At 57.6% G+C, this 26232-nt stretch carries 26 protein-coding genes; 20 read left to right on the top strand and 6 right to left on the bottom strand.

What is annotated here, in order from left to right:
* From AC2LB6_RS18780 to AC2LB6_RS18770, 3 genes are all read left to right on the top strand, one after another.
* Positions 1-1959 (top strand): hydantoinase B/oxoprolinase family protein, encoded by a 1959-nt coding sequence (locus tag AC2LB6_RS18780; protein ID WP_490094650.1) that lies wholly within the window; start codon positions 1-3, stop codon positions 1957-1959.
* A gap of 62 nt (positions 1960-2021) precedes the next feature.
* Entirely contained in the window at positions 2022-3803 is a 1782-nt protein-coding gene (locus AC2LB6_RS18775) for a thiamine pyrophosphate-requiring protein (protein WP_490094649.1), read from the top strand.
* 95 nt (positions 3804-3898) lie between these two features.
* The gene (locus AC2LB6_RS18770; RefSeq protein ID WP_490094648.1) at positions 3899-4741 is read left to right on the top strand and encodes an oxidoreductase; all 843 of its coding nucleotides are present in this window, start codon (positions 3899-3901) and stop codon (positions 4739-4741) included.
* A 92-nt stretch (positions 4742-4833) separates the two neighbouring features.
* On the opposite strand, the gene AC2LB6_RS18765 is transcribed toward AC2LB6_RS18770, so the two are convergent.
* A complete protein-coding gene (locus AC2LB6_RS18765) occupies positions 4834-5055 on the bottom strand; it encodes a hypothetical protein (protein ID WP_490094647.1) in 222 nt (73 codons plus the stop codon).
* Positions 5042-5416, bottom strand: a complete 375-nt coding sequence (locus AC2LB6_RS18760; protein WP_490094646.1) for a hypothetical protein — start codon at positions 5414-5416, stop codon at positions 5042-5044. Before AC2LB6_RS18760 ends, AC2LB6_RS18765 begins: the two co-directional genes overlap by 14 nt.
* A 205-nt stretch (positions 5417-5621) precedes the next feature.
* Here AC2LB6_RS18760 and AC2LB6_RS18755 point away from each other — a divergent pair, with 205 nt between their 5' ends.
* The 3 genes from AC2LB6_RS18755 to biuH are packed head-to-tail and all read left to right on the top strand — an operon-like array spanning position 5622 to position 9038.
* Entirely contained in the window at positions 5622-7058 is a 1437-nt protein-coding gene (locus AC2LB6_RS18755) for an amidase (protein ID WP_490094645.1), read from the top strand.
* Positions 7055-8371 (top strand): purine-cytosine permease family protein, encoded by a 1317-nt coding sequence (locus AC2LB6_RS18750; protein ID WP_490094644.1) that lies wholly within the window; start codon positions 7055-7057, stop codon positions 8369-8371. The genes AC2LB6_RS18755 and AC2LB6_RS18750 overlap by 4 nt, the downstream gene beginning before the upstream one ends.
* Positions 8352-9038, top strand: a complete 687-nt coding sequence (gene biuH, locus AC2LB6_RS18745) for a biuret amidohydrolase (protein WP_490094643.1) — start codon at positions 8352-8354, stop codon at positions 9036-9038. The genes AC2LB6_RS18750 and biuH overlap by 20 nt, the downstream gene beginning before the upstream one ends.
* Before the next feature lie 108 nt (positions 9039-9146).
* Here biuH and AC2LB6_RS18740 read toward each other — a convergent pair whose 3' ends face one another.
* A complete protein-coding gene (locus AC2LB6_RS18740; RefSeq protein WP_490094642.1) occupies positions 9147-11333 on the bottom strand; it encodes a putative bifunctional diguanylate cyclase/phosphodiesterase in 2187 nt (728 codons plus the stop codon).
* A gap of 417 nt (positions 11334-11750) precedes the next feature.
* Here AC2LB6_RS18740 and AC2LB6_RS18735 point away from each other — a divergent pair, with 417 nt between their 5' ends.
* Positions 11751-12842, top strand: a complete 1092-nt coding sequence (locus AC2LB6_RS18735) for a mechanosensitive ion channel family protein (RefSeq protein ID WP_490094641.1) — start codon at positions 11751-11753, stop codon at positions 12840-12842.
* Positions 12843-13029: 187 nt separating this feature from the next.
* Here AC2LB6_RS18735 and AC2LB6_RS18730 read toward each other — a convergent pair whose 3' ends face one another.
* The gene (locus AC2LB6_RS18730) at positions 13030-13827 is read right to left on the bottom strand and encodes a GNAT family N-acetyltransferase (RefSeq protein WP_490094640.1); all 798 of its coding nucleotides are present in this window, start codon (positions 13825-13827) and stop codon (positions 13030-13032) included.
* Positions 13828-14263: 436 nt separating this feature from the next.
* On the opposite strand from AC2LB6_RS18730, the gene AC2LB6_RS18725 reads away from it, so the two are divergent.
* Positions 14264-15217, top strand: coding sequence for a VirK/YbjX family protein (locus AC2LB6_RS18725; RefSeq protein ID WP_490094639.1), 954 nt, complete (start codon positions 14264-14266; stop codon positions 15215-15217).
* A 95-nt stretch (positions 15218-15312) separates the two neighbouring features.
* On the opposite strand, the gene AC2LB6_RS18720 is transcribed toward AC2LB6_RS18725, so the two are convergent.
* Both AC2LB6_RS18720 and AC2LB6_RS18715 read right to left on the bottom strand, forming a co-directional pair.
* A complete protein-coding gene (locus AC2LB6_RS18720; RefSeq protein ID WP_490094638.1) occupies positions 15313-15810 on the bottom strand; it encodes a P-loop nucleotide/nucleoside kinase family protein in 498 nt (165 codons plus the stop codon).
* 133 nt (positions 15811-15943) lie between these two features.
* Complete coding sequence (locus AC2LB6_RS18715; protein WP_490094637.1) at positions 15944-16573, bottom strand: Vat family streptogramin A O-acetyltransferase; 630 nt, start codon at positions 16571-16573, stop codon at positions 15944-15946.
* A 227-nt stretch (positions 16574-16800) separates the two neighbouring features.
* Between AC2LB6_RS18715 and phnF the strand changes: the two genes are divergently transcribed.
* From phnF to phnD, 12 genes are all read left to right on the top strand, one after another.
* Positions 16801-17514 (top strand): phosphonate metabolism transcriptional regulator PhnF, encoded by a 714-nt coding sequence (phnF, locus tag AC2LB6_RS18710; RefSeq protein WP_490094661.1) that lies wholly within the window; start codon positions 16801-16803, stop codon positions 17512-17514.
* A complete protein-coding gene (gene phnG / locus AC2LB6_RS18705) occupies positions 17514-17960 on the top strand; it encodes a phosphonate C-P lyase system protein PhnG (protein ID WP_490094636.1) in 447 nt (148 codons plus the stop codon). The genes phnF and phnG overlap by 1 nt, the downstream gene beginning before the upstream one ends.
* On the top strand, positions 17960-18535 hold the full coding sequence (phnH, locus tag AC2LB6_RS18700; protein ID WP_490094635.1) for a phosphonate C-P lyase system protein PhnH: 576 nt from the start codon (positions 17960-17962) through the stop codon (positions 18533-18535). Before phnG ends, phnH begins: the two co-directional genes overlap by 1 nt.
* The gene (locus AC2LB6_RS18695; protein ID WP_490094634.1) at positions 18535-19611 is read left to right on the top strand and encodes a carbon-phosphorus lyase complex subunit; all 1077 of its coding nucleotides are present in this window, start codon (positions 18535-18537) and stop codon (positions 19609-19611) included. Before phnH ends, AC2LB6_RS18695 begins: the two co-directional genes overlap by 1 nt.
* Positions 19604-20452 carry an alpha-D-ribose 1-methylphosphonate 5-phosphate C-P-lyase PhnJ gene (locus AC2LB6_RS18690; protein WP_010247794.1) on the top strand — a complete coding sequence of 283 codons (849 nt, stop codon included), beginning with the start codon at positions 19604-19606 and terminating at the stop codon, positions 20450-20452. Before AC2LB6_RS18695 ends, AC2LB6_RS18690 begins: the two co-directional genes overlap by 8 nt.
* Positions 20442-21203: a phosphonate C-P lyase system protein PhnK gene (gene phnK, locus AC2LB6_RS18685; RefSeq protein ID WP_490094633.1), complete on the top strand. Its 762-nt coding sequence runs from the start codon at positions 20442-20444 to the stop codon at positions 21201-21203. The genes AC2LB6_RS18690 and phnK overlap by 11 nt, the downstream gene beginning before the upstream one ends.
* Positions 21204-21917 (top strand): phosphonate C-P lyase system protein PhnL, encoded by a 714-nt coding sequence (gene phnL / locus AC2LB6_RS18680; RefSeq protein ID WP_490094632.1) that lies wholly within the window; start codon positions 21204-21206, stop codon positions 21915-21917.
* The gene (gene phnM / locus AC2LB6_RS18675) at positions 21914-23050 is read left to right on the top strand and encodes an alpha-D-ribose 1-methylphosphonate 5-triphosphate diphosphatase (protein WP_490094631.1); all 1137 of its coding nucleotides are present in this window, start codon (positions 21914-21916) and stop codon (positions 23048-23050) included. The genes phnL and phnM overlap by 4 nt, the downstream gene beginning before the upstream one ends.
* On the top strand, positions 23050-23586 hold the full coding sequence (gene phnN, locus AC2LB6_RS18670; RefSeq protein ID WP_490094630.1) for a ribose 1,5-bisphosphokinase: 537 nt from the start codon (positions 23050-23052) through the stop codon (positions 23584-23586). The genes phnM and phnN overlap by 1 nt, the downstream gene beginning before the upstream one ends.
* Positions 23583-24353 (top strand): phosphonate metabolism protein PhnP, encoded by a 771-nt coding sequence (gene phnP, locus AC2LB6_RS18665; RefSeq protein WP_490094629.1) that lies wholly within the window; start codon positions 23583-23585, stop codon positions 24351-24353. Before phnN ends, phnP begins: the two co-directional genes overlap by 4 nt.
* A gap of 79 nt (positions 24354-24432) precedes the next feature.
* Positions 24433-25263, top strand: coding sequence for a phosphonate ABC transporter ATP-binding protein (phnC, locus tag AC2LB6_RS18660; protein WP_003852452.1), 831 nt, complete (start codon positions 24433-24435; stop codon positions 25261-25263).
* Between the two features lie 26 nt (positions 25264-25289).
* Positions 25290-26216, top strand: coding sequence for a phosphonate ABC transporter substrate-binding protein (phnD, locus tag AC2LB6_RS18655; RefSeq protein ID WP_033758247.1), 927 nt, complete (start codon positions 25290-25292; stop codon positions 26214-26216).
* The last annotated feature ends 16 nt before the right edge of the window (positions 26217-26232 follow it).

The following is a 26232-nucleotide window of genomic DNA, read 5'->3' as shown; positions in this document are numbered from 1 at the left end:
ATGGCGATTGATGGACGTAACTTACAGATTCTGGCGAACTACTGCGCCGCCGCTGCCGATGCGATGGCCTTTACCCTGATGCGCACCGCGCACTCTACCTTTGTTAAAGAGACGGAAGATTTCTCCTGCCAGATTGTCAGCCGCAGCGGGCTGGCATTTGCCTCGCCGCGCAGCTTCGGCGCACCCTGGTACAGCGGCATCGACTATGCGCCGGTGCTGGCGCTGATTGATGAGTATGCCGACGGCGATATCTGCATCACCAACGACGCTTATGCCGGCAACGTTGCGACCCATTCGCCCGACATCCACATCTGGAAACCGGTGTTCCACGAGGGCGAAATCGTCTGCTTCGTGGTCGGTCATATTCATAACACCGACGTCGGCGGCGCGGTGCCTGCCTCGCTGTCGCGCTCGCTGACCGATATTGTGCAGGAGGGGATCCGCATTCCGCCGCTGAAGATCATGCGTCAGGGTCAGCTTAACGAAGAGGTCGCCAGCATCATGCGGCTCAACGTGCGGGTGCCGGATCAGAACTGGGGCGATTTCAAAGCCCAGCTGGCCTCGGTGAACGTCGGCGAGCGCAAAATCCACGACATCATTGCCCGCTTTGGCATCGATGATTTCTTGCAGGGCGTCGAAGGCATTCTCGATTACGCCGAAGCGCAGGCGCGCAGCATTATCAAAACCATTCCCGACGGGGAATACTTTTATGCCGACTACGCCGATGAAGATGGCGAGGGCGGTTATCCCTGCCGCATCGCCATTACGCTGCGGGTGCAGGGCGATCAGCTGGAACTGGACTATACCGGCAGCGACCCGCAGCTGGCTTCGTCGCTGAATATGCCGACCGGCGGACGTGAGCGGCATCCGCTGGCGCTGGTGGGCGTCACCTATGTGCTCTCAACCCTTGATCGCACTCTGCTGCTTAACGCCGGTACGCTGCGGCCGACGCGGGCAATCCTGCCGCCTGGCACCGTGATGAACTGTGAAGCGCCCGCAGCGGTGGGGATGCGCTCGCTGACCTGTGCGCTGTCGCAGATTGCCACCATCGGCGTCTTCTCGCTGGCGATGCCGGACCGTCTGCCCGCAAATTCACCGGGCGGTAACTCAATCATGAACATCCGTACCCAGACACAGAACCGCAGCGTGGTCGCCTCGCTGGGGCCGGTGGGCGGCGGCGCGGGCGGCACGCCGCGTCACGACGGGCCCGATGGCTCTGGCGGGCTGTCCGCCTTCCTGAAAAACACCCCGATTGAGATCAACGAAGCGGAAGTGCCGATCCGTTTTCACCGCTATGGACTGGCGCAGGACAGCGCCGGAGCCGGTCGCTATCGCGGCGGTTTAGCCACCGAAATGGCATTTGAGATTTTCTCGCCCAATACCACCATTACCGCGCGCAACCGTAACCGATCGGTGTTTGCCTCGGCGGGCGTCGTCGGCGGCCAGAGTGGGGCGCTCTCTTACTTCCGTACCCGGCGCGACGGTGAGGTCATCAATCACGGTAACACTGATGTGATCCACTGCCTGCCGGGTGACGTGGTCGAAGTGCGCGGACCCGGCGCGGGCGGTTATGGCCTGCCGACACAGCGCGATGCCGATGCGGTGATGCAGGATGTGCGCTGCGGTTATCTCAGCGTCGCGGCAGCCAGGACGCAGTATGGCGTGGTGGTGGTTGATCACCACGTGGATCGGGCAGCAACGGAGCACCTGCGCACCACGATGCCGCAGCAGGCTGCGCACCATTTTGAGCACGGCGAAGCACGGAGTCGCTTCGAAACGCTCTGGACGCCACAGCGTTATCAGTTACTTACCGCCTTTCTGGCAAGCGCGCCGGTGAGCTGGCGTCACTTCCTGAAAACCCAGGTATTCCGGGCGGTGGCAGAGATAGGCGAAACGGCGGATATGGCACAAATATTCAGTGATTTGCGTCAGCGATACCCGGCAATGGCGAACAATTAACGGCGATTGCGCATCGTCTACTACGCTTTAAGTCTGCATGGACTACAAGGGGAAACGCGACGATGAGCATGAAAACCAGTGATTTTTTTGTCCAGCGCCTGAAAGAGTGGGGCGTCACACGCATCTATGGCTATCCGGGAGATGGCATCAACGGGGTGCTGGGCGCCATTCAGCGTGCTAACGCCAAAGGCGACGGCATCGAATTTATTCAGGTACGCCACGAAGAGATGGCGGCCTTTATGGCGGCAGGACACGCCAAATTCACCGGTGAGCTGGGCGTCTGCCTCTCTACCGGCGGGCCCGGCGCGACCCATCTGCTGACCGGACTCTATGATGCCAAAATGGATCATGCTCCGGTGCTGGCGATTGCCGGACAGGCGGAAGCGACCGCGCGCGGCTCCAGTTATCAGCAGGAGATGAACCTGGATCGCATCTTCTCGGACGTTGCCAACTTCGTTCAGGAAGCTTCGAGTTCAACCCAGGTTCGCCATCTGCTCGACCGGGGCGTGCGCATCGCCAAAGCGCAAAACGGCGTGGCGGTGATCATCATCCCTAAAGATATTCAGGATGAAGAGTGGCAGCCACCGCAGCATCTGCACGGCTTTACCCATTCCGGCAGCGGCTATCAGCGTCCTAAAGTCATTCCTTATGAAGCAGATCTGCAACGCGCCGCCGAGGTACTTAACGCCGGTAAAAAAGTGGCAATTCTGATCGGTGCGGGCGCACGCAACGCCGCCGTGGAAGTGGTACAGGTCGCCAATGTGCTGGGCGCGGGCGTGGCAAAAGCACTGTTGGGCAAAGATGTGCTGCCGGACGACGCGCCTTTTGTCACTGGCTCGATTGGCCTGCTCGGCACCAAACCTTCATCCGATTTAATGCAGAACTGCGACACCCTGCTGATGATCGGCAGCGGCTTCCCGTGGACGGAATTCCTGCCGGAAGAGGGCAAGGCGCGTGCTGTGCAGATTGATATCGATCCTGCCATGCTTGGCCTGCGCTATCCCAGCGAAGTGAATCTGCATGGCGATGCGGCTGAAACCCTTCGCGCGCTGCTGCCGTTGCTGGAGCATAAAGAGGATCGCAGCTGGCAGGAGGATATCGCGGTTCAGGTGCGGGACTGGTGGACGCTGATGGAAGAGCGTGCGATGGCTCCGGCTAATCCGGTCAATCCGCAGCGGGTGGTGTGGGAAATGTCACCTCAGCTACCGGACAACGCCATTGTCACTTCAGATTCTGGTTCCTGTGCTAACTGGTTCGCCCGCGACTATCGGGTAAAACAGGGTCAGCGCGCTTCGCTCTCCGGCGGTCTGGCCTGTATGGGCGCGGCGGTGCCTTATGCGATTGCTGCAAAATTTGCTCACCCGGAAAAACCGGTAGTAGCGCTGGTGGGTGACGGTGCGATGCAGATGAACAATATGGCAGAGCTGATCACCATCCAGAAATACTGGCAGCAGTGGGCCGATCCACGCCTGATCGTCTGCGTGTTCAACAACCAGGATCTCAATCAGGTCACATGGGAGCAGCGGGTCATGGAAGGGAATCCCCGCTTTGACGCCTCGCAGCAACTGCCGGATGTGAAGTATGCTGAGTTTGCGCAGTCGCTGGGGATGGTCGGTATTTTTGTCGATAATCCTGACGATCTGGCGGCGGCCTGGCAGCGTGCGCTCAGCGCCGATCGCCCGGTATTGCTGGAGGTGAAAACCGATCCGGAAGTTGCCCCGTTACCGCCGCACATCACCTTTAAACAGGCGAAAGCCTTTATGGCGTCGATGGTGAAAGGCGATCGCGGCGCGGCACAGATCATCAGCGACACCGCCAGCCAGCTGTTCAATAAAAAGCATTAAGGGCTAAGTGGGGCAGCCGCGCCTCGCTAACCTTAAATCCCGGATGCACTCGCGTCCGGGTCTCCAGTCACTTCATCATCAACGGGAGTCTTACCATGACTGCTCACTCCAGCCCTGTCTGGTTAATATCGGGATGTTCGACCGGATTTGGTCGTGAACTGGCGCAGCAGACCATCGCGCGTGGTTTTAAGGTCGTCGTGACGGCACGTGATACATCTTCCATTGCCGATCTGGTTGAGGGACACGATAACGCGCTGGCAGTAGCGCTGGATGTCACCCACCAGGCGAGCATCGACCAGGCCGTCAAAGCGGCACTCGACACGTTCGGCACCATCGATGTGCTGGTAAACAACGCCGGTTACGGCTATCAAAGCTCGGTGGAAGAGGGTGTGGAAAGCGAAATCCGCGCGCAGTTTGATGCCAACGTTTTTGGCCTGTTTGCCCTGACCCGCGCCGTGCTGCCCGCGATGAGAAAGGCGCGCAGCGGCCACGTCATCAACATTACCTCGGTGGCAGGCTTAATTGGCTTTGCCAGCTCAGGCTACTACTCTGCCAGCAAACATGCGGTGGAAGGCTGGTCAGATTCGCTGGCGCTGGAAGCGGGGCCGCTGGGCATTCGCGTTACCTGTGTCGAGCCAGGTCCGTTCCGCACCGACTGGGCCGGACGCTCACTGCACCAGACGCCGAGTACCCTGCCGGAATATGCAGATACTGCTGCTGCGCGGATGAAAGCGACGTCCGAATACAGCGGCACTCAAAAGGGCGATCCGGCGCGGGCCGCCAGGGCAATGATTGCCATCACCGAACATGACAACCCGCCACGCCATCTGGTGATGGGTGCCTGGGGCCATGATGCCGTAACCAGTAAGCTTAAAGAGCGGTTGGCTGAGATCGAAGCGTGGAAACAGGCGTCGGTGGAGACGGATTTTCCGGAGTAGAGGTGAATGCACTGTGTTGGGCGGGAAGCCGTCTACGGGTAAGTCTGAAGCCATAAAAAATTCATCAGGCCCGTTTATCGGGCCTTTAAGTGCTAATCCCGAATCTTATCTTCCTGCATTTCGCGCGCATTCAGCTCTTTAAGCTTGCGGCGTAACAGGGCAGATGACGAGCATTTTTTCGCCTGCGCTAGCTGGGCTTTAATGGCGGGCAGATCGGGCCTGGCCAGCCATTCAGCGACCAATAGTGCCCTTAACTCCCTGTTCTCGGCATCAGCCGCATCTGTGGTACCATTGTGTTTATCATAAAACGACATAGCAAGCTCTCCCTGTAGTCACTACTTTATAAGCCCGGAAACAGTCCGGGATTAAAGGTTGTGGCGCTTTCTTCGGCAACCCTGTCCGGCGATTGTAGCGTAGTTCATTTTTTAACCCAAGCAAAGCGTCGTAGATCTCCTCAAGGGGTGTCGGACGATTGCGGTCAACGATCTCTCCAGACGCAGCCTGGAAAACAAAACCGCCGATAGAAAAACTTTCAAGGTGTGCCATTAACGCCAGAAAGACGCTTTTCAAAACGACAGCACTGCCTAACCCGGCGAGGCTGATATGGCGGAAATCACCCAGGCACTCCATACCATCGAACACGTCAAAACAGACCTCAGCCAGGCCGTTAACCATTCAGCTATTACGCCCCCTTATCGCGCAGCCCTGCGCCATCATCGTGCTGAAAAAATAAACAGCAGCCCGCCTCCGACATCATAAGAATTCGATCTTGTATCCCAGCCCGTATTCCATCTGGCATCCCTGTCTCAGACCGTCCGGTTACTCGCTATCTGGCACGCTTCATGCACTAGCTGACAGGTACACTTTGGTGAGGTAACCCATGTTTGACTCCTTATTAGACGAAGATGCCACCACGATGGCTGCACTGATCCGTAGCGGGGGAGTCTCGGCCTGCGAGCTGACCGGGGCGGCGCTGGCGCGGATGGAGCTGCGGGAACCGGCGATACAGGCCTTTTGTACCCCGACGCCGGAACGGGCGATGGAACAGGCCAGAGCCGTCGATGCCCGCCGGGCGCGCGGAGAGACACTGGGCGCTTTAGCGGGCGTACCGCTGGCGGTAAAAGATTTAATCTGCACCGCGAACGTCAGAACGACCTCTGGTTCGGCGGCGTACAAAGACTTCGTGCCGGAAGATGACGACATCACGGTGGAACGGTTGTTGGCCGCCGACGCTATTCTGCTGGGCAAGACCACTGCGCCGGAGTTTGGCTACAGCGGCGTCGGGCACAATCCGCTGTTCCCGTCGCCGGGTAACCCCTGGAATCTGGCGATGACGCCCGGCGGTTCCAGCGCCGGATCAGGTGCTGCAGTGGCGGCGCGGCTCTGTCCGATTGCGCTGGGCAGCGACGGCGGCGGTTCTGTACGCATTCCGGCGGCGCACTGCGGTATTTTTGGCTTCAAGGCGTCAATGGGCCGGGTGCCGCTGTGGCCTGGCTGTCGTGATGAACGTTATCCCGGCGTGTCGAGCTGGGAGTCGCTGGAGCATATCGGGCCGATGACGCGCAGCGTACGCGATGCCGCTCTGATGATGTCACTGATGGCGGGGCCGGATATGCGCGACCGCCACTCGATCCCCTGCAGCGACGTTGACTGGCTGGGCGCAACGCAACATTTGCCTGGCAAACTCCGCATCGCCTTCAGCGCAGATTTTGGCTATGTGGCCGTTGACCCGGAAGTACGGGCGGTGGTCAGCGCAGCGGTGAAGCGTTTCGCCGCTGAAATCGGTGCGGAACTGGAGCTGGCCGATCCCGGTTTCCCCGATCCGGCCGCCGCCTTTGGCGCGCTGGTGGCGATGGAGAGCGACCTCACTGGCATGCGCCAGATGATGGCAAAGCAGGGCAGTGAGATGTCGCCGCATCTGGTCGCCATGCTGCAGCGTGACTGGCGGGCGGAAAACTTCACCGATGCCATCGCCACCCGCAAAGCGGTCAGCAACAGCCTGTGGCGCTTTATGCAGCGCTTTGATCTGCTGATCACCCCCACGCTGGCAGTACCGCCGTTTCCGCTGGGGATGCAGGGACCGGAGATCATCGATGGCCGTATGGTCCGCAACGATCACTGGCTCTCGTTCTGTTACCCGTTCAACTTCACCGGTCAGCCCGCCGCGTCTGTGCCCGCCGGTTTCACCGCCAGCGGCTTGCCCATCGGTCTGCAGATTGTCGGACGTCATCTTGATGATGCTTTAGTGCTGGCTGCCAGTGCCGCTTTCGAGCGCATTCAGCCGTGGAATCACCTTCAACCCGGAATCGCCCAATGAAAAACTCTGATACACCTGCGCTGGAGCAGGAGTTTGAACATGAGCCGGTGCCATTGTCGCATCGCCACTCAACCCGCTCCGTCTCGGCGGTCTGGTTTGGATTTCCGATGATCCTCACCAATGCGCTGTTTGGCGGCATCATCACCTGGCATCTGGGTTTCTGGCCCGCGCTGATCGCCATTCTGCTGGGCAACCTGGTGCTGTTCGCCTATGTCGGCGCGCTGAGCTGGTACGCTGGTAACAGCGGGATGAATTTCGCCCTGCAGGCCAGACGCACCTTTGGCAGCAAAGGCTACATCCTGGTCTCAGGTTTTCTTTCGACGGTGGTGATCGGCTGGTATGCCTTCCAGACCGGCCTCACCGGCACGGTGATTAATCAGACCTTTGGCTGGAATGCGCTGGCGGTGACGGCCTTTGCCATGATCCTCTACACCGGCATCACGTTCCTGGGCGTGCGGGCGCTGTCGGTGCTGGGGATGATTGCCGCGCCACTGTTTGTGGTGCTGGGGATTGTGGCACTGTGGCTGATCAGCAAACAGCACGACTTCTCGGTGGTGACGCAGTGGAAGGGCAGCGCCAGCGCCGCCGGTGCCATGAGCATGGGCACCGCAGTCACCATGGTGGTGGCTGGTTTTGCTGACTCCGGGACCATGACCGCGGACTTTACCCGCTGGTCGAAGAATGGCCGTTCGGCGGTGATCGCCGCGTTCTCTGCCTTCCCGGTCGCCAATGTGATCTCCTATCTGTTTGGCGTGGTGATCGTGGCCGTGGGCGCGGCTGTTGATCCGTTAGCCAACGGCGGGAACTTCCTGCCGATGCTGATGGGGCACAGCGCCTTTCTGTCAGTGGTGGCCTGTCTGTTCGTCTTTATCAATCTGGGATCGGTCTGCACTCACTGTCTCTACAACGGCGCAGTAGGCTTCAGTCATCTTTTCAGCAGCAAAATGCGGCTCTGGACGCTGATCCTCGGGGCCATCGGCGGCGTACTGGCGCTGGCGGGCGTCTGGTCTTACTTCCTGGAGTGGCTTAGCCTGCTGGGGATTGTGGTGCCGCCGTTTGGTGCCGTGATGATTGTGGATTTGATCTTTATGGCCCGTATCAGCGAGCAGCGTCCGGCGCAGCGTTTCCGTGGCACCGCGTTTGCCGCCTGGGCGATTGGCAGCCTGTGTGCGGTGATCGCCCATGTGGCTTTCCCGCAGTTCGGTGAAGCAGTGATTGGTCTGGTGACCGCCGCCATCAGCTACAGCGTGATCAGCAGAATGCGCATGCCGCGCCCGGTAATGGAGAACAGCAATGTCCGACTACAGCGTTAATTCAACTCCCTACGTGTGGCCGTTTGACGGCACTTTTACGCCGGCTGACACCGCGCTGATCGTGATTGATATGCAGACCGACTTCTGTGGCGTCGGCGGTTATGTAGACAGCATGGGATATGACGTGAGCCTGACCCGTGCGCCCATTGCCCCGCTGCAGCAGGTGCTGGCAGCGATGCGCGCCCGGCAATTTCCGATTATCCATACCCGCGAAGGACATCGGCCCGACCTCAGCGATCTGCCCGCTAACAAACGCTGGCGCTCGCGACGCATGAACGCCGGGATTGGCGATGTCGGACCGTGCGGCCGTATTCTGGTGCGCGGCGAACCGGGCTGGGAGATTATCCCGGAGCTGGCACCTTTGCCGGGCGAAGTGGTGATCGATAAGCCGGGTAAGGGTTCGTTTTATGCCACCGATCTGGAGCTGATTTTGCGCAGTCGCGGCATCCGTAACCTGATCCTCACCGGCATTACCACCGATGTCTGCGTCCACACCACGCTGCGCGAAGCCAACGATCGCGGCTTTGAATGCCTGGTGCTGTCCGATTGCTGTGCCGCGACAGAGCGGCGGCATCATGAGGCGGCGCTGAGCATGATCCATATGCAGGGCGGTATCTTTGGCGCGGTCGCCACATCTGCCGCGCTGCTGGATAGCCTGGGGGGTTAATTTCCCGCGACGACGGATGAAGGGCGATGTTGATCTTCTGATCTCAGGTGCATCACGCGGCCGGAAAGCCTGAGCACCAGGTTGCGCTCAGGCTTTGCACATCAGCGATCACTTTTGCTGCGCGTTGTCTGGCGCAATAGTTTTCATCAGCGCCGCGAGCTGATCGGCGGGCACCGCCTGACTGAACAGATAGCCCTGCAGTTGATTACAGCCCGCATCTGCCAGCGCAGACATCTGCCCTGGCGTCTCGACGCCTTCTGCTGTCACCATCAGGCCCATGGCATGGCCCAGTTTCACCACCGATTCAACAATCGCCACTGAATTTTCCGCCACGCCCAGCGACTGGGTAAATGAGCGGTCAATTTTGATTTTATCCACCGGAAAGTTGCTGAGATAGTTAAGGCTGGAGTAGCCGGTGCCAAAGTCATCCAGCGCAATCCGGAAGCCCGCATCACGCAGCTCCACAATAATGGCACGTGCTTCACGTTCATCCTCGATTAACACCCCTTCGGTGATCTCCAGTTCCAGGCGCTTCGGATCGCCGCCGTTCTGACTGACAATCGCCATCACCCGCTCAACAAAGCCGGTAGAGCGGAACTGCACCGGCGAGACGTTGACCGCGACCAGCAGCGCCGGGAAACGCTGCTGAGTGGCACAGGCCTCCGCCAGCACCCATTCGCCCAGTGGAATTATCAGACCGGTCTCTTCTGCAATCGCGATAAATTCACTCGGTGCAATCAGGCCGCTCGTAGGATGGTGCCAGCGCAGCAGCGCCTCTATGCCGACCATCTGCTGGCCGCCCACATCCATCAGCGGCTGATACCACACCTCCAGCTCCTGACGGGTATGCAGCGCCGTTCGCAAATCCTCGGCAATGGTCTGCCGGGTTCGCACCGACTCATCCATCGCCCGTTCAAACTGACGAAACCGGCCGCGTCCGCCGCTTTTGGCTTCATACAGCGCGATATCTGCTTTGCGCATCAGCTCCAGCCGGTCGATGCCATCCCGCGGTGCCAGCGCCAGCCCAATGCTGGCACCACTCCAGACATCATTGCCGAACAGGGTAAAAGGCTGAGCCAGTTCGTCAATGATGCGCTGCGCCAGGCTATTCACCTGATCAATGTTATCGACCTCCGGCATCACCACGATAAATTCATCGCCGCCGATGCGTCCCACGGTATCGCTGGCCCGCACGATACGGCTCAGGCGCTGCGCCACCGCGATGATCAGCTCATCGCCAGCGTGATGACCGTGGGTATCGTTAACGGCCTTAAAGCGGTCCAGGTCGATGAGCAGCAGCGCCACACGCTGATCGTGGCGTGTCGCCAGGGCCAGCGCCTGGGTTAAGCGGTCTTCAACCAGGGCGCGGTTTGGCAGGCCGGTCAGCACATCATGAAACGCGAGATGCTGTGCCTGAGCTTCCGACGCGCCAAGCCTGAGCATTGATTGCGAGAGGTTAACCGACGAGTTCCAGAGTCGCCGCACCATATAAAGGCAGAGCAGGGATATCGCCAGCACCGCCAGCCCGGTAGACGGCCCGATGGTACGCAACATCTGCGCACCCGGACGGGAAGGGATCCAGTTCAGGTAGCCGACGGCTTCGCCCGCCTGCGCGATCAGCAGATAACGCGCATCGGTGCCCTGCTGAGGCGTGCCGTCAGAGAAGTGCAGTCCCTGCAACTGATTGCGTTCCGCCAGTCCCGCCAGGTAGCCGTCATCGAGAAATTTCAGGCTCACCAGCCGGTAGTGCGGCTGGTCGTCGCTGTCACGCTGAATATTACCCACGGCCAGCGCAGCGGCACGGTTCGTCACACGTGCATAATCGGCGTTATCCTGACGCGCCAGATCTTTCACCATCGGGCTTTTAAGCACCTCTCCAATCAGCGGGTCGCTGTCAGCGGCGGAGACCGGCTGGCCTTCACGCCAGACTCTGACGATCTGGTTTTGCGGGTCCAGCACCATAATCAGCTGATGGCCGAACATCTCATACAGCCACTGCCCGATATTTTCATCCAGCCACCTGCCGCTGTTGCCCTCCGCCAGATGCTGCTCAAAAGGTCCCCAGCGCGACAGGCTGTGCAACTGGCGCAGATGCTCATTCAGACTCTGTGAAAAAGAGGCTTCAATCATCCGCTGCTGTTGATGCCGGGCCTCAGTATTGGTGAGTGAGGTGCCGACAAAGAGCGCGGCGCCTGCACCCACAAACGTCAGCAGTAAGATAGCCACCAGCGGCACCAGTACTTCACGCAGGAAACTGCGACGAAAATCAGAGGAAAGTTTAAGGGTGTTAATCATATTGTTGTTTTTCTCAGCAGCAGGGGAACAGTTTAAAAATTAGCAGATTGCAAAAAAACATCCACGCAAAGCGTTATGCTTAGTGATGATGACAATCTTTTTTATTGCCGGAAGGACAGGGAAGGCAAAAAAATGGGGAGCGGAAAAATGAACGTTTTGTATCAGATATTTTAATGATGTTGGCAGGCTGGACGGTGGCATTAGGGCCGATATTCTGCACCGTTATGAGTAGCCGTAAGGCTGGCGCGCGAAAGCCTCTGTGGCCGCGTCACCGCGCATTTTCTGTTAACTCCGCCGCTATGGTTCATACTCATGTGCGCTGATTGTGTTACGAACGGATAGCCGTGAAGACAACGGTTACTGAGTTTGTCACTTATCTGACAGCCTGAGGTTGTCAGCTTACTATAAGGGAAAATAATGCCATTGTTATTCGGTGAGTTATCTGGTTTCCCGTCATGGGTGCCTGTTGTATTACTCGTCTCGCTCTCATTTGTGCTGGGATTCCTGGCCCGCCTTATCCTGCTCCGGTTCATCCGCTACTGGCAGATTCGCGACAGAAAGCTGTTCAAATCCCTTGAGAAGCATCTTAGCGGCTCCATGTTCTTCTTCGTGCCGTTATTAATGATCAATGTCGGTATTAACTACATCGATTTCCACCCTGAATCTCTCTCTTTAATCACTAATATCATCAATGTCTTTATTATTATGTCATTTTGCTCGGTCTTAATCCGGCTGACCAACGTGGCGCAGGATATGCTGTATATCCGCTATGACATCAATATTTCCAATAACCTTCGTGCGCGTAAAATCCGCACGCAGATTATTTATGTCAAAAAAGTGGTTATTGTTATCCTGGTTCTGTTCTGTGTTTCTCTGATTCTGTTGAGTTTCCCCGGCGTCCGGAAATTCGGCACCACCATTCTGGCGGGTGCCGGTGTCGCCGGTATCATTATTGGTTTTGCCCTGCAGAAGTCGCTGGTCAATCTGTTTGCCGGTATTCAGATCGCTTTCACGCAGCCCATAAAAATTGATGATGCGGTCGTGGTGGAAAAGGAGTGGGGCTGGATTGAGGAGATCAACCTGACCTATGTAGTGGTTCGCATCTGGGATCTGCGTCGGCTGGTGTTGCCGATCACCTACTTTACCGAAAATCCGTTTCAGAACTGGACGCGCAATAATGCTCAGATTTTGGGCTCGGTCTTTCTCTACGTGGATTACTCCATGCCGCTGGAGCCGCTGCGCAAGCATTTTGAAAAGGTGCTGAGTGAAACCAGGCTCTGGGATCAGGAAACGTCTGTGCTTCAGGTGACTGACACCACCGAGAAAACCATGACCATCAGGATGCTGATGACCGCGCAGAACTCCCCGATAGCCTTTGATTTGCGCTGCTACGTCCGGGAAAAGATGATTGAGTTTATTCAGCAGAATTACCCGGAAAGCCTGCCGCAGGTGAGGGCGTCACTGACCAATATAGAGAGGGAATCGCCTGGCCGGTCAGAGGTGAATTAGGCATTTTTCTGCAACGAAAAAGAGCGGAATGCAGATTCGGTATAGTGTGGCATCACCATGACGGCTGCCGTTTCGCTCTTTACTCAGCATGCTGACGTTTAAACGCCAGGCTGTCCAGTGCAGGGGGCCTGAATCTGCCTCATGACTGCAGTCGGGATAGGCGTAAAGGCATCCTGCAGGACAGGTTTCAGATAAAGGGTTTACCGGTTGCGACAGCATCAGCCCATCTTAGTTTGTAATTCCAGCGTTCATCCATTGCGCCAATTGACAGCCTCATCGCCTTATTTTTCTTTTCGCAAAACTCCCGCGCCGCATGAATATTTTTCCACATCAGTACACTACCGGGACTCAGAGAGGAGAAGCGCGTATCTACCCCGCCATTTGGCACGTCAAAATAGATAAAATGGTCACTTTCAGCATAAAAGATAAGATCTATAGCGCAGGGTTCATCATTCATGAAGAGCACGTGTCCAAAGATCATGTGTCGCAGATGATGGATGATATCTGTCATGTCCCTGGCGTCATAACAACGTACCGTTTCCCTGAATCGGGCTTTAAATAGGGTAATATAAAAGCTGGCAATTTCTTCATCAGTAAAGCATGCCTGGTCTACACATTTTCCTCCGGCTCTGAGAAAACGATTATATTCATTCCTCCTGTTTTTTTCATTTTTAGCCGAAAACTTATCTCTCACTATGCAAATTTTATTTTTTCTGGCAACCGTAAAGTTAACATTAAAAAAATTATCCCTTTGTTGTGGGGAAATTCGGTTGGAGTGATCCGGAAGCGCTACTTTACATGCAGGAGAGAGCGGCAACATGACCTCATCGTAAGAAAGAGGGAATCTTTTCCAGGCATTAATACCGATCTCTTTATCATTGAGCAAAGGGTAGGCGCCAATGATTTGGCCATTTTTTACGGTATGGAAGTACGCAACCTTATCTTTTTTTCTGCTCCCCGCAAAATTGATGACATCAGGGTGCATATTCACGCTCCCGCCAAACTTACTGTAACAGTAACGGTAGGTATCTTCATCCGATATAACCCAGCCGTAAAGTGTTCTTTTTAATTTTCTTAGCATGCTATCTATCTAAATCAACAACAGGTACAGACTTTATAGCAACCAATTATCAATTTTTTATCAAGGAAAGGGGTTTGTTGATATCAGAATAATAAAAGACATTTGAATATGAATTGATGAGGTAATGGTAATGGTAATATTTGTGGTGTTATTTCCTGCTCTTGATGGTTCATTGATGATCAATTGACACAACATTGATTAATGTCATGCATAGTCCTTAACGCTCTCATCAGCAGAGAGTCACTGCAATCATGAAAGTAGAAGGGTGATCTCTCCGGTTTTATTTTATCTGTGCAAAGCGTTCAGAAAAAATTGCCCTATAAATTTTAAAGGTTCAACGATGACGCAGATTATACATGACAGGTTCAGCAACAACATTCCTCTGACGCCCCTGGGCCTTTATCTCTCGCTTTCGCGCGGTGTTTTAATACCCCACGAATTCTGGATGTCTGCCCGCTTCAGAAGAAAGTTTTTTTTGCGCGGCCTTATTATGCCTGTGCTGACTTACCGTCTTTTGAAGATGCTTACACAGCATCCTGCATATGAAAGGATGCTTCTGACTCAGCCAAGACTTCCCTGTCGTATCCATCGTCCCTATCTCAATAATAAGATGAGCCGCAGTGAGAGGTTGGCTGCCCTGGTTCATCACTATCAAAGACTTCCTGAACTTTTGGGTAGCAGACTGTTTAACACTCACCTTAGCGCTTCGGGCATCACCCTCGCCACGCTTGTCGGTAAAGATAATCAGCCCTATGTTCTCAGGTTCCTCTCTACACATAAACTGGACCGTGAGGGCGAAGCCACCCTTATTCTGAGTGATACCGCCGGACAGATGCTGTCGGAAATCACGTTTACCTTGTGTCGGCGTGTTAATGAAAATGCACTTTTTATTGGCGGGTTACAGGGACCCAACACTGCGGACGCTCAGAACAGAATCCAACAGGCGACAAAAAGTTTTCACGGTTTGTTTCCGAAGCGGATAGTGCTGGAGGCCTTATTACGACTGGCACAACTTTTAGGCATTGAAAACGTCTATGCCGTCGCTAACACTTCCCACGTTTATCACTCTCTACGATATACCAACCGGAAAAAACATATGCACGCTGACTATGATTCTTTGTGGGAAATCGTAGGGGGAGTTCGAACCCCTGATGGCTGTTATCAGCTTCCTCTGAAGAGTAGCCGTAAACGTCCTGAGGAGGTTGCCAGCAAAAAAAGGTCAGAATATCGACGTCGCTTTGAACTTCTGGACGAAGTTAACCGGCAAATAGCTGCGTTTTTGTTACCGGACTGATCGAAACGCTACGCTATGAGATGGCGGGGAAATAGACTCCGCGTTTTTTCAAAACGTTCATTGCCGCCAATTGTGCGGGCTAAAGTCACTCAGTACTAAAAGCTCACTCTGAGAATCTCATCCACGCACGCAGCAGGCGATAATTCTGCGGTATCCAGTTGCAGATGTTTTCTGTCCCACGGTTCATAAACACGATCCACGACGGCCTGCCAGTCAGGCACTTTTAAACCGGGGATATCTGAGATTCTGTTCTCAACTCGCGCACGATGCTGTTCCGGATCCGAACAGAGGATTTCAATTTCCAGGAAGGGAACACCTGATGAGAGTGCGATATCACGAAAATGATCACGCACCAGGTTAAGATCATTCACCGAGTCAGTAACAACAGGCGATCCCAGTCTGAGATTGTCCCGCGCCAGCGCATAAAGGACGAAATAGCCTTCAGGGCCAATGTCTTTTGAAGCCGCTGTTCCATTACGCAGAGCCTGTTCGACCGTATCGACGCGTAAATACACCGCTTTTAATTTTTCAGATAACATTTTAGCGATGGTGCTTTTTCCGCAACCCGGAAGGCCACTAAAAATGAAGAGCATAACGACTCCTGATTTAACCCGCGCGCCAGCGGTAAGCAGACGCGTTTTCATATCCGTGTGCGCAAAATGATTCGAACGCATTATGGCTAAGTGTCACCCTTTGCAAGCAGCGAACGCTGATGATTCTGACCGGCTAGTCATCTGGCAATGCTTTAACATCCGCAGCGATAATTGCTGGCAGGTGTCGGGTGATTTTTTCAACCGGCCAGTCCCACCAGGCCAACTTCTCGAGTGTCGATATGATTTCATCGCTGAAACGCCGCCTGATAAACCTGGCCGGATTGCCACCCACTATCGTATAAGCCGGGACATCCGACGTCACGACAGAGCGTGACGAGATGATCGCGCCGTTGCCGATTTTAATGCCTGGCATAATCAGCGCCTGATAACCCATCCATACGTCATTACCAATTACCGTATCGCCTTTATAGGGCATGTCGCCGGCCTGAGGCTGGCCTGCTTCCCAGCCGTTTCCGAAGATGTAAAACGGAAAAGTGGATAAACCCGCCATGCTATGGTTAGCCCCGTTCATAATGAACTGAACGCCTTTTGCGATAGCGCAAAATTTGCCAATGATGAGTTTGTCACCAATGAAGGGGAAATGATAAAGGACGTTGCGCTCGAAGTTTTCTGAGTCTTCGGGGTCATCATAATAAGTAAAATCACCGATGATGATGTTGGGGTTTTTCACCGTGTTTTTGATAAAACAAACTTGTGGGAAGCCTTCCATTGGATGGGAATTAGCCGGATCCGGTCCGTACATAGTCTCTCCTTAACGTGCGGTATTCGTTCCAGTGTACACCATGCACCCGGTCCTTTACGCACAGGCCCAATGCACGCCGGCTTAATGTGACCCCCTGACTCATCCCACATTCACCTCTCCTTCACCCCCCCGTCACGGTTCTGTCATCTGCTTCCCTCAGGCTAACACCATCCCGCAGCGTCTTATCACTGCGTTCCCACTCAGTAACCCGTGAGGATTTCATCGTGATGGAGTTATCCAGACATCCGACCACTGTCTATCAGGCTGTTGCCGCACAACTGGAGCAGGCGCTGAAAGAGCGCTACCGCTGCGGCGACTATCTTCCTTCCGAGCAACAGCTGGCCGATCACTATGAGGTGAATCGCCACACGCTGCGTCGGGCGGTGGATGAGCTGGTGCACAAAGGGCTGCTGCAGCGCCGTCACGGCGTTGGCATCCTGGTTTTGATGCGCCCTTATGACTATCCGCTGCATGCTCAGGCGCGATTCAGCCAGAACCTGCTGGAGCAGGGCAGTCACCCGACCAGCGAACGGCTGCTGGCAGTGCTGCGTCCGGCCAGCAACGACGTCGCCACTGCGCTGGGCGTCAAGGAGGGCGACAACGTCATTCATCTGCGCACCCTGCGTCGCGCCAACGGCGTGCCGCTCTGCCTGATCAACCATTTTCTCGCCGACCTCAGCTGGTGGCCACAGCTTCAGCAATTTAACAGCGGATCGCTGCACGACTTCTTAGTGGACCACACCGGCAAACAGCTGGTGCGCACCCAGACGCGTATCAGCACCCGCCGGGCGCAGGCGAAGGAGTGTCGGCAGCTGGATATCGCCCTGCATTCGCCGCTGCTCTGCGTACGGACGCTGAACAAAACCCGTGATGGCGCGGTGGCAGAATACTCCGTCAGCCTGACGCGCGGCGACATGATCGAACTGACTCTGGAGCACTAATGGAACAGCAAACGGATCGCCAGCGCTGGCTCTCGGTGCTGGCGCACAGCAGCGCCGCCTTGCTTGAGACGCACTGGCAGGCGCTTAACCTCCAGCCCGCTTTTACCCTGATCCGTCCGGCAGAGATCGGCCTGACGCGGCTACAGGCGCGGATGGGGGCCACAGGCAAACGCTTTGTAATGGGTGATGCCACGGTGACACGCGCGGTGGTGCAGCTGGGGGACGGCACCCTGGGTTACAGCTATTTGCTGGGGCGCGACAAAGCCCATGCGGAGCGCTGCGCTCTGCTGGATGCGCTGTTGCAGCAGCCGGAAACCCGGCCACTGCTGGAAGAGAAGATTATTACCCCGCTGGCGGCGTGGCGCGAGGAGCAGCAACAGCTGCGCGCCCGTGAAATCGCCAGCAGCAAAGTAGATTTCTTTACGCTGGTTCGCGGAGATAACTGATGACTTTACTGGCAAGTTTTAACCATCCGGTCGCGGATGCACAGCGCGCGTTTCGCCGCATTCTGAAAGCGATGAGCGAGCCGGGCGTGATGGTCTCGCTGCCGCTGCAGCAGGGCTGGGGCGCACTGTCACCGGCGGCCACAGCATTGCTGCTGACGCTGGTCGATCAGGAAAGTCCGGTCTGGCTGGATGCGCAAATCGACAATGAACAGCTGCGCAACAATCTGCGCTTTCATACCGGTGCGCCAATCACCACGCAGCAGGATGCGCCTTTTGCCCTGAGCCATGCGGCAGCGCAGCCCGATCCGACGCAGTTCGCGGCGGGTGACAATATGTCGCCGGAAAAAAGCACCACGTTGATCATCGAAGTGCCGTCGCTGAATGGCGGCCTGACTCTGCGTCTCTCCGGCCCTGGTCTGCGGGAAACCCGCGCCATTGCGCCACAGCTGCCGGAAAGCGTACTGGAATATCTGCGCACTCGTCCGCATCCCTTCCCGCAAGGCGTAGATCTTATCTTCACCTGTGGCGAAACGATCATGGCCGTGCCGCGCACCACCGTTGTGGAGGTGTGCTGATGTATGTCGCGGTGAAAGGGGGCGAAAAAGCCATCTCGAATGCCCATCAGCTGCAGGCCGATCTGCGACGCGGCGACAGGACAATAGCCGAACTCGGCTGCGACCAGGTGGCGCAACAGCTGGGGCTGGCGGTGGATCGGGTGATGACTGAGGGCGGGATATACGATCCGGAACTGGCGGCGCTGGCGATCAAGCAGGCCAGCGGCGATCTGGTCGAGGCGATCTTTCTGCTGCGCGCCTATCGCACCACGCTGCCACGCCTGGCGCAGAGCACGCCGCTGGCGACCGGTTCGATGCGCATCGAACGCCGCATCTCTGCGGTCTATAAAGATCTGCCGGGCGGCCAGGTGCTGGGGCCTACCTATGACTACAGCCACCGTCTGCTCGACTTTACCCTGCTGGCCAATGGCGAAACGCCTGCTGCGCCGCGTGACGATCGCCCGGTGCCAGACCAGTGTCCGCACATGTTCAGCATGATGAGCGAGGAAGGGCTGGCCACCGCCGAGAGTGATGACGGCAGCGAGCCGGTTGATATCACCCGTGAGCCGATGAGTTTTCCCGCCTCACGCGCCGCGCGCCTGCAACAGCTGGTGCGCGGTGACGAAGGTTTTCTGCTGGCGCTCGGCTACTCGACCCAGCGCGGCTATGGCCGCACCCACCCCTTTGCCGGTGAGATCCGCACCGGCTATCTCAGCGTCAGCATCTGTCCCGAAGAACTGGGTTTTGAGCTGGAGATTGGGGAACTGCTGCTGACCGAATGTGAAATGGTCAACGGCGTCGCTCACAGTGATGACGCCGCGCCGCAGTTTACCCGAGGCTACGGGTTGGTGTTTGGCCGTGCCGAACGCAAGGCGATGGCGATGGCGCTGGTGGATCGGGCGCTGCAAAGCCGCGAGCAGAATGAGCGCGTAACCAGCCCGGCGCAGGACGAAGAGTTTGTGCTGTCGCACGCCGACAACGTCGAAGCCGCGGGCTTTGTCTCGCACCTTAAGCTGCCGCACTACGTCGATTTTCAGGCCGAGCTGGCGCTGCTGAAACAGCTGCAGCACGATTATCAGGAGCGCAACCATGGCTGAACTCACCGGCTATAACAACGGCTATCTCGACGAGCAGACCAAACGCACCATTCGTCGCGCCATCCTTAAAGCGGTGGCGATCCCCGGCTATCAGGTGCCGTTCGCCGGACGCGAGATGCCAATGCCCTACGGCTGGGGCACCGGCGGCATTCAGATTACCGCCAGCGTGATTGGCGATCAGGATGTGCTCAAGGTGATCGATCAGGGCGCAGATGACACCACCAATGCGGTGTCGATCCGCCAGTTTTTTAAGCGGGTCAGCAATGCTGCGACCACCGAGCGCACCGCCGATGCCACGCTGATTCAGACCCGCCACCGCATCCCGGAAACGCCGCTGGAAGAGGATCAGATCCTGATTTTCCAGGTGCCGATCCCGGAGCCGCTGCGTTTTATCGAGCCGCGCGAAACCGAGACCCGGACCATGCATGCGCTGGAAGAGTACGGCATCATGCAGGTGAAGCTGTATGAAGATATCGCCCGCTATGGCCATATCGCCACCACTTACGCCTATCCGGTCCGGGTCAACGACCGCTACGTGATGGATCCGTCGCCCATCCCCAAATTCGACAACCCGAAGATGCACATGATGCCCGCGCTGCAGCTGTTTGGGGCCGGGCGTGAAAAGCGCATCTACGCCTTACCGCCTTACACCCGCGTGGAGAGCCTCGACTTCGATGATCACCCCTTCACCGTACAGCAGTGGGATGAACCCTGCGCGTTATGCGGCTCGCGCCACAGCTACCTCGATGAGGTGGTGATGGACGATCAGGGAACGCGGATGTTTGTCTGCTCCGACACCGACTTTTGCCATCAGCAGCAGGAACAGCAACATGCACAGTGAACAGCCGCTGCTTGCGGTGAACCAGCTCACCCATCTTTATGCGCCGGGCAAAGGGTTTGAGCAGGTCAGTTTCGATCTCTATCCCGGTGAAGTGCTGGGCATTGTCGGCGAGTCCGGCTCCGGTAAAACCACGCTGCTGCAGAGCCTGTCGGCGCGTCTGGCGCCGCAGCAGGGCAGCATTCTCTATCAGAACCGTGACCTCTGGCAGATGAGTGAAAGCGACCGCCGTCGCCTGCTGCGCACCGAGTGGGGCGTGGTGCATCAGCATCCGATGGACGGACTGCGTTCGCAGGTCAGCGCGGGTGGCAACATCGGTGAAAGACTGATGGCGACCGGCCAGCGCCATTATGGCGACATCCGCGCTGAGGCGAGCCGCTGGCTGCAGGCGGTAGAGATTGATACCGGGCGCATCGACGATCTGCCGACCACCTTTTCCGGCGGGATGCAGCAGCGTCTGCAGATTGCCCGCAACCTGGTAACGCAGCCGCAGCTGATGTTTATGGATGAGCCGACCGGCGGGCTGGATGTTTCGGTGCAGGCGCGACTGCTGGATCTGCTGCGAACGCTGGTGCGCGAGCTGAATCTGGCAGTGGTGATTGTCACCCACGATCTCGGCGTGGCGCGACTGCTGGCGCATCGCCTGCTGGTGATGAAACAGGGGCGGGTGGTGGAGAGCGGTCTGACTGACCGTGTGCTGGACGATCCTCATCATCCTTACACTCAACTGCTGGTCTCTTCGGTGCTCAATTAAATGACGACTATCACTCCGCGCCTGCGGGTCGAGAATCTGTGTAAAACCTTTGTGCTGCACAATCAGAACGGCACGGCGCTGCCCGTGCTGCACAATGCCAGCCTGACGGTAGGCGAGGGCGAATGCGTGGTGCTGCACGGTCACTCCGGCAGTGGCAAATCCACGCTGCTGCGTGCGCTTTACGGCAACTATCAGCCCGACAGCGGCCACATCCGCGTTGCACATCAGGGCGAGTGGATCGACATGGCGCAGGCCGCCGCCCGGCAGATTATTGCCCTGCGTCGCGACACGCTGGGGTGGGTCAGCCAGTTTCTGAGGGTGATCCCGCGCGTGCCGACGCTGGAGATTGTGATGCAGCCGCTGCTGGAGCGCGGCGTCGATCGCGAATTCTGCGAAGCGCGGGCCGCCGAACTGCTGACCCGGCTGAATGTGCCGCAGCGTCTCTGGTCGCTGGCTCCGTCTACGTTTTCCGGCGGTGAGCAGCAGCGCGTGAATATCGCACGTGGCTTTATCGCCGACTATCCGGTGCTGCTGCTGGATGAACCCACCGCCTCGCTCGACAACGTCAACAGCGAGGCGGTAGTGAGCTTAATTGAACAGGCGCGTGCCCGTGGTGCCGCCATCGTCGGTATTTTTCACGATCGGGCGGTGCGCGAGCGGGTAGCCGACCGGCTGCACCTGATGCACCCGATCGAGACAGGAGCGCAGGCATGATCATCAATAACGTCAGACTGGTGCTGGAAAACGAAGTGGTAACCGGATCGCTGGAGTTTCGCGATGAGCGCATCAGCAGCTTCAGCGAAACCACCAGCCAGCAGCCGGGTGCGCTGGATGGCGAAGGTGCCTGGCTGCTGCCGGGGCTGGTGGAGCTGCACACCGATAACCTCGACAAATTTTTCACGCCACGACCGAAAGTGGACTGGCCCGCACACTCCGCGATGAGCAGCCACGATGCGCTGATGGTCTCCAGCGGCATTACGACGGTGCTGGACGCGATTGGCGTCGGCGATGTGCGCGATGGCGGGCACCGGCTGGATAACCTCAGCAAGATGATCGACGCCATCCGCGACAGCAACCGCAAAGGGCTCAACCGGGCCGAGCATCTGTTGCATCTGCGTTGTGAACTGCCGCATCCCACCACCGCGCCGCTGTTTGAAGCACTGATGGGCACGCCAGAGCTGGCGCTGGTGTCGCTGATGGACCATTCGCCGGGACAGCGCCAGTACGCGTCGCTGACGAAATATCGCGAATATTATCAGGGTAAATATCAGCTCAATGACGCCGAGATGGATCAGTTCGAGCATGACCAGCTCACCCTTGCGGCAGAGTGGTCGCAGCCCAATCGTCAGGCGATTGCCGGACTGTGCCGGGAACATGGCATTGCCATTGCCAGCCACGATGACGCCACGGCGGCGCACGTGGAAGAGTCCCATGCGGCAGGCAGTCGCATCGCGGAGTTTCCGACCACGCTGGAGGCAGCGCGTGCCTCACGCTATCGCAACATGCAGGTGCTAATGGGCGCGCCCAACATTGTGCGCGGCGGCTCACACTCTGGCAACGTCGCTGCCTGGGAACTGGCGTCACACGGCCTGCTGAATATTCTGTCGTCTGATTACTACCCGGCCAGCCTGCTGGATGCGGCGTTCCGGCTGGCGGATGACGAGCGCAACAGCCTGGGCATGGCGCAGGCCATCGCGCTGGTGACCTGTAATCCGGCCCGCGCGTTAGGGCTGTTCGATCGCGGCGTCATCGCCGAAGGCTGCCGCGCTGACCTGGTGCTGGCGCACACCGCACATGGCTACCCGCACGTGCGGCACGTCTGGAGCAAAGGCCGGCAGGTGTACTGATGGCGTGGCTGATCTGGCTCACCGGTCCCTCCGGCTCAGGCAAGGATAGCCTGCTGGATGCGCTGCGGGCGTCACCGCCGCCACGGCTGTTGATCGCCCATCGCTACATCACCCGCGCCGCCGATGCGGGCGGTGAGAACCATGTGTCGCTGACCGAGGCGGAGTTTGCGCGCCGCGCCACGCTGGGTCTGTTTGCAGTGAGCTGGGAGGCGCATGGTTTCCGCTATGGTATTGGCTGTGAGACGGAGCAGTGGCTGCTGCGCGGACAAAATGTGGTGGTGAACGGTTCACGGCTGCATCTGGCCCAGGCGCAGGCTCGTTTCGGATCGCAGTTGCTGCCGGTCTGTCTGCAGGTGTCGCCCGCCGTGCTGGCGGCGCGGCTGCGTCAGCGCGGACGGGAAGATGAGGCGGAGATCGCCCGGCGGCTGGCGCGCGCCGCCCAGCCTCAGCCCGATGGTTGCCTGATCCTCAACAACGACGGCGCGCTGGCGGATACTGTCTGCCAGCTGCGTCAGATACTGGAGGCGCATCAATGAAACTCACTTTTCTGGGTACCGGCGGCGTTACTGCGGCACCGCTGCCGGGCTGCGACTGTCGCGCCTGTCAGCGGGCGCAGCGCAACAGCGCCCATGCGCGTGCGCCCTGCAGCGCGCTGATTGAGTTCGGCCATGAGCGAATCCTGCTGGATGCCGGTCTGCCGCTGCTGGCAGCACGCTTTGCGCCCGGCACGCTGACGCGCATTCTGCTGACCCACTATCACATGGATCATGTGCAGGGCCTGTTTGCGCTGCGCTGGGGAGTGGGCGCACCGATTCCGGTCTGGGGACCGCCCGATCCACGTGGCTGTGACGATCTCTACAAACATCCCGGCCTGCTCGATTTCCGTCCCGCCTTAACCCCCTTCGTGGCGCACGCCTTCGGTGAACTGCAGATTACGCCGCTGCCGCTGCAGCACTCGAAGCTGACGCACGGCTATCTGTTTGACTGGCACGACACCCGGTTCGCCTGGCTGTGCGACACCTGCGGACTGCCGCATGATACCGCCGACTTCCTGCGCGGCCAGCCGCTGGATCAACTGGTGATTGACTGTAACGATCCGCCCCGCAAAGGGCCGGGCAATCACAATGATCTGACCCAGGCGCTGGCGATAGCAGAGATGCTCCAGCCGCGTCAGACGTGGCTTACCCACCTCAGTCATGAAATGGATAACTGGTTAGCTGAAAACCCGTTGCCGGAGGGTGTGCTGCCTGCCCGTGACGGCCAGACACTGCTGTGTGGCGCGCACTGGCCTGTCACGGTTTGATCATCTCGCTGTCATCTCGTGTTCATCGCGTCACGCCTTAATAACCGGCAGAACGCAATCAGCGATGACGGAGAACACCATGGCACAGGCACTTCTGAAAACGGTGGTCGATAACGATCTGCCACCGGCCAGCCTCAGCGGACAAAAAGTGTTGTCGGTGCAGAAACTGAGCAAAGCCTACGGCGACACGCAGGTGCTGGATCAGGTCAGTTTCGACCTGCACGCCGGTGAGCTGGTGGCGGTGATTGGCCGCTCTGGCGCGGGTAAATCGACGCTGCTGCACATGCTCAACGGCACGATTAACGCCACCTCCGGCGCGATTATTAGTCTGCATCAGGGCGAAGCGGATCGTAACGTGGTCACGCTCAACAGTCGCCAGCTGCGCGAATGGCGAAGCCAGTGCGGCATGATCTTTCAGGACTTCTGTCTGGTGCCGCGCCTCGACGTACTGACCAACGTGCTGCTGGGCCGTCTGAGCCAGACCAGCACGCTGAAGTCCTTCTTTAAAATTTTCTCTGACCAGGACCGTGCGCACGCCATCGAACTGCTGCAGTGGATGAACATGCTGCCGCAGGCGCTTCAGCGGGCGGAAAACCTCTCTGGCGGACAGATGCAGCGCGTGGCGATCTGCCGCGCCCTGATGCAGAACCCCAAAATCCTGCTGGCCGATGAGCCGGTGGCCTCGCTGGACCCTAAAAATACCAAACGCATCATGGATGTGCTGCGTCAGGTCAGCGAGCAGGGCATCAGCGTAATGGTCAACCTCCACTCGATTGAGCTGGTGAAAAGCTACTGCACCCGGGTGATTGGCATCCAGCGCGGCGTGGTGCTGTTTGACGGACATCCTTCCCGACTCACCGACAGCCTGCTACACCAGCTGTACGGTGATGAACTTAACCAAATCCATTAACGTCCACAGCAAGAGAATAATTCCGAATGAAACTGACTTCTTTAGCACTTCTGACCAGTGTCATGGCGTTTGGTGTCAGCGCAGCGGATGCGCCGAAACAGCTTAATCTGGGGATTCTGGGCGGGCAGAACGCCACCCAGCAGATTGGCGATAATCAGTGTGTGAAGACCTTCTTTGATAAAGAGCTGGGTGTGGATACCCAGATGCGCAACGCCTCAGACTACTCCGGCGTGATTCAGGGCCTGCTGGGCGGCAAGATCGATATGGTGCTGAGCATGTCACCGGCCTCGTTTGCGTCGGTCTACATTCAGGACCCGAAAGCGGTGGATGTGGTCGGCATTGTAGTGGATGACAAAGATCAGTCACGCGGCTATCACTCTGTCGTCATCGTCAAAGCGGACAGCCCATACAAAAAACTGGAAGACCTGAAAGGCAAATCATTCGGTATGGCGGATCCCGACTCGACGTCCGGCTTCCTGATGCCAAACCAGGCGTTTAAGAAGATGTTCGGCGGCTCGGTGGATGACAAATATAACAACACTTTCTCCAGCGTCACCTTCTCTGGTGGCCATGAGCAGGACATTCTGGGCGTGCTGAACAACCAGTTCGATGGCGCAGTCACCTGGACCTCCCTGGTCGGTGACTACAACAGCGGCTACACCTCTGGCGCGTTTGGCCGTCTGATCCGCATGGACCATCCGGACCTGATGAAGCAGATCCGCATCATCTGGCAGTCACCGCTGATCCCTAACGGCCCGGTGCTGGTCAGCAATAAACTGCCCGCTGACTTCAAAGCGAAAGTGGTGTCGGCAATTAAAAAGCTGGATAAGGAAGATCACGCCTGCTTCGTGAAAGCGGTAGGCGGCGAGCAGCATATCGGTCAGGCGACGGTCGCCGATTATCAGAGCATTATCGATATGAAGCGCGATCTGATGAAAGGCAGCCGCGGCTAAATCCGACTCTTCCTTA

The organism is Pantoea sp. RCC30.1 (genome assembly GCF_058148845.1).
Note: the sequence above shows the minus strand (reverse complement) of the source record. Positions and strands in the feature narration are given on the sequence as shown.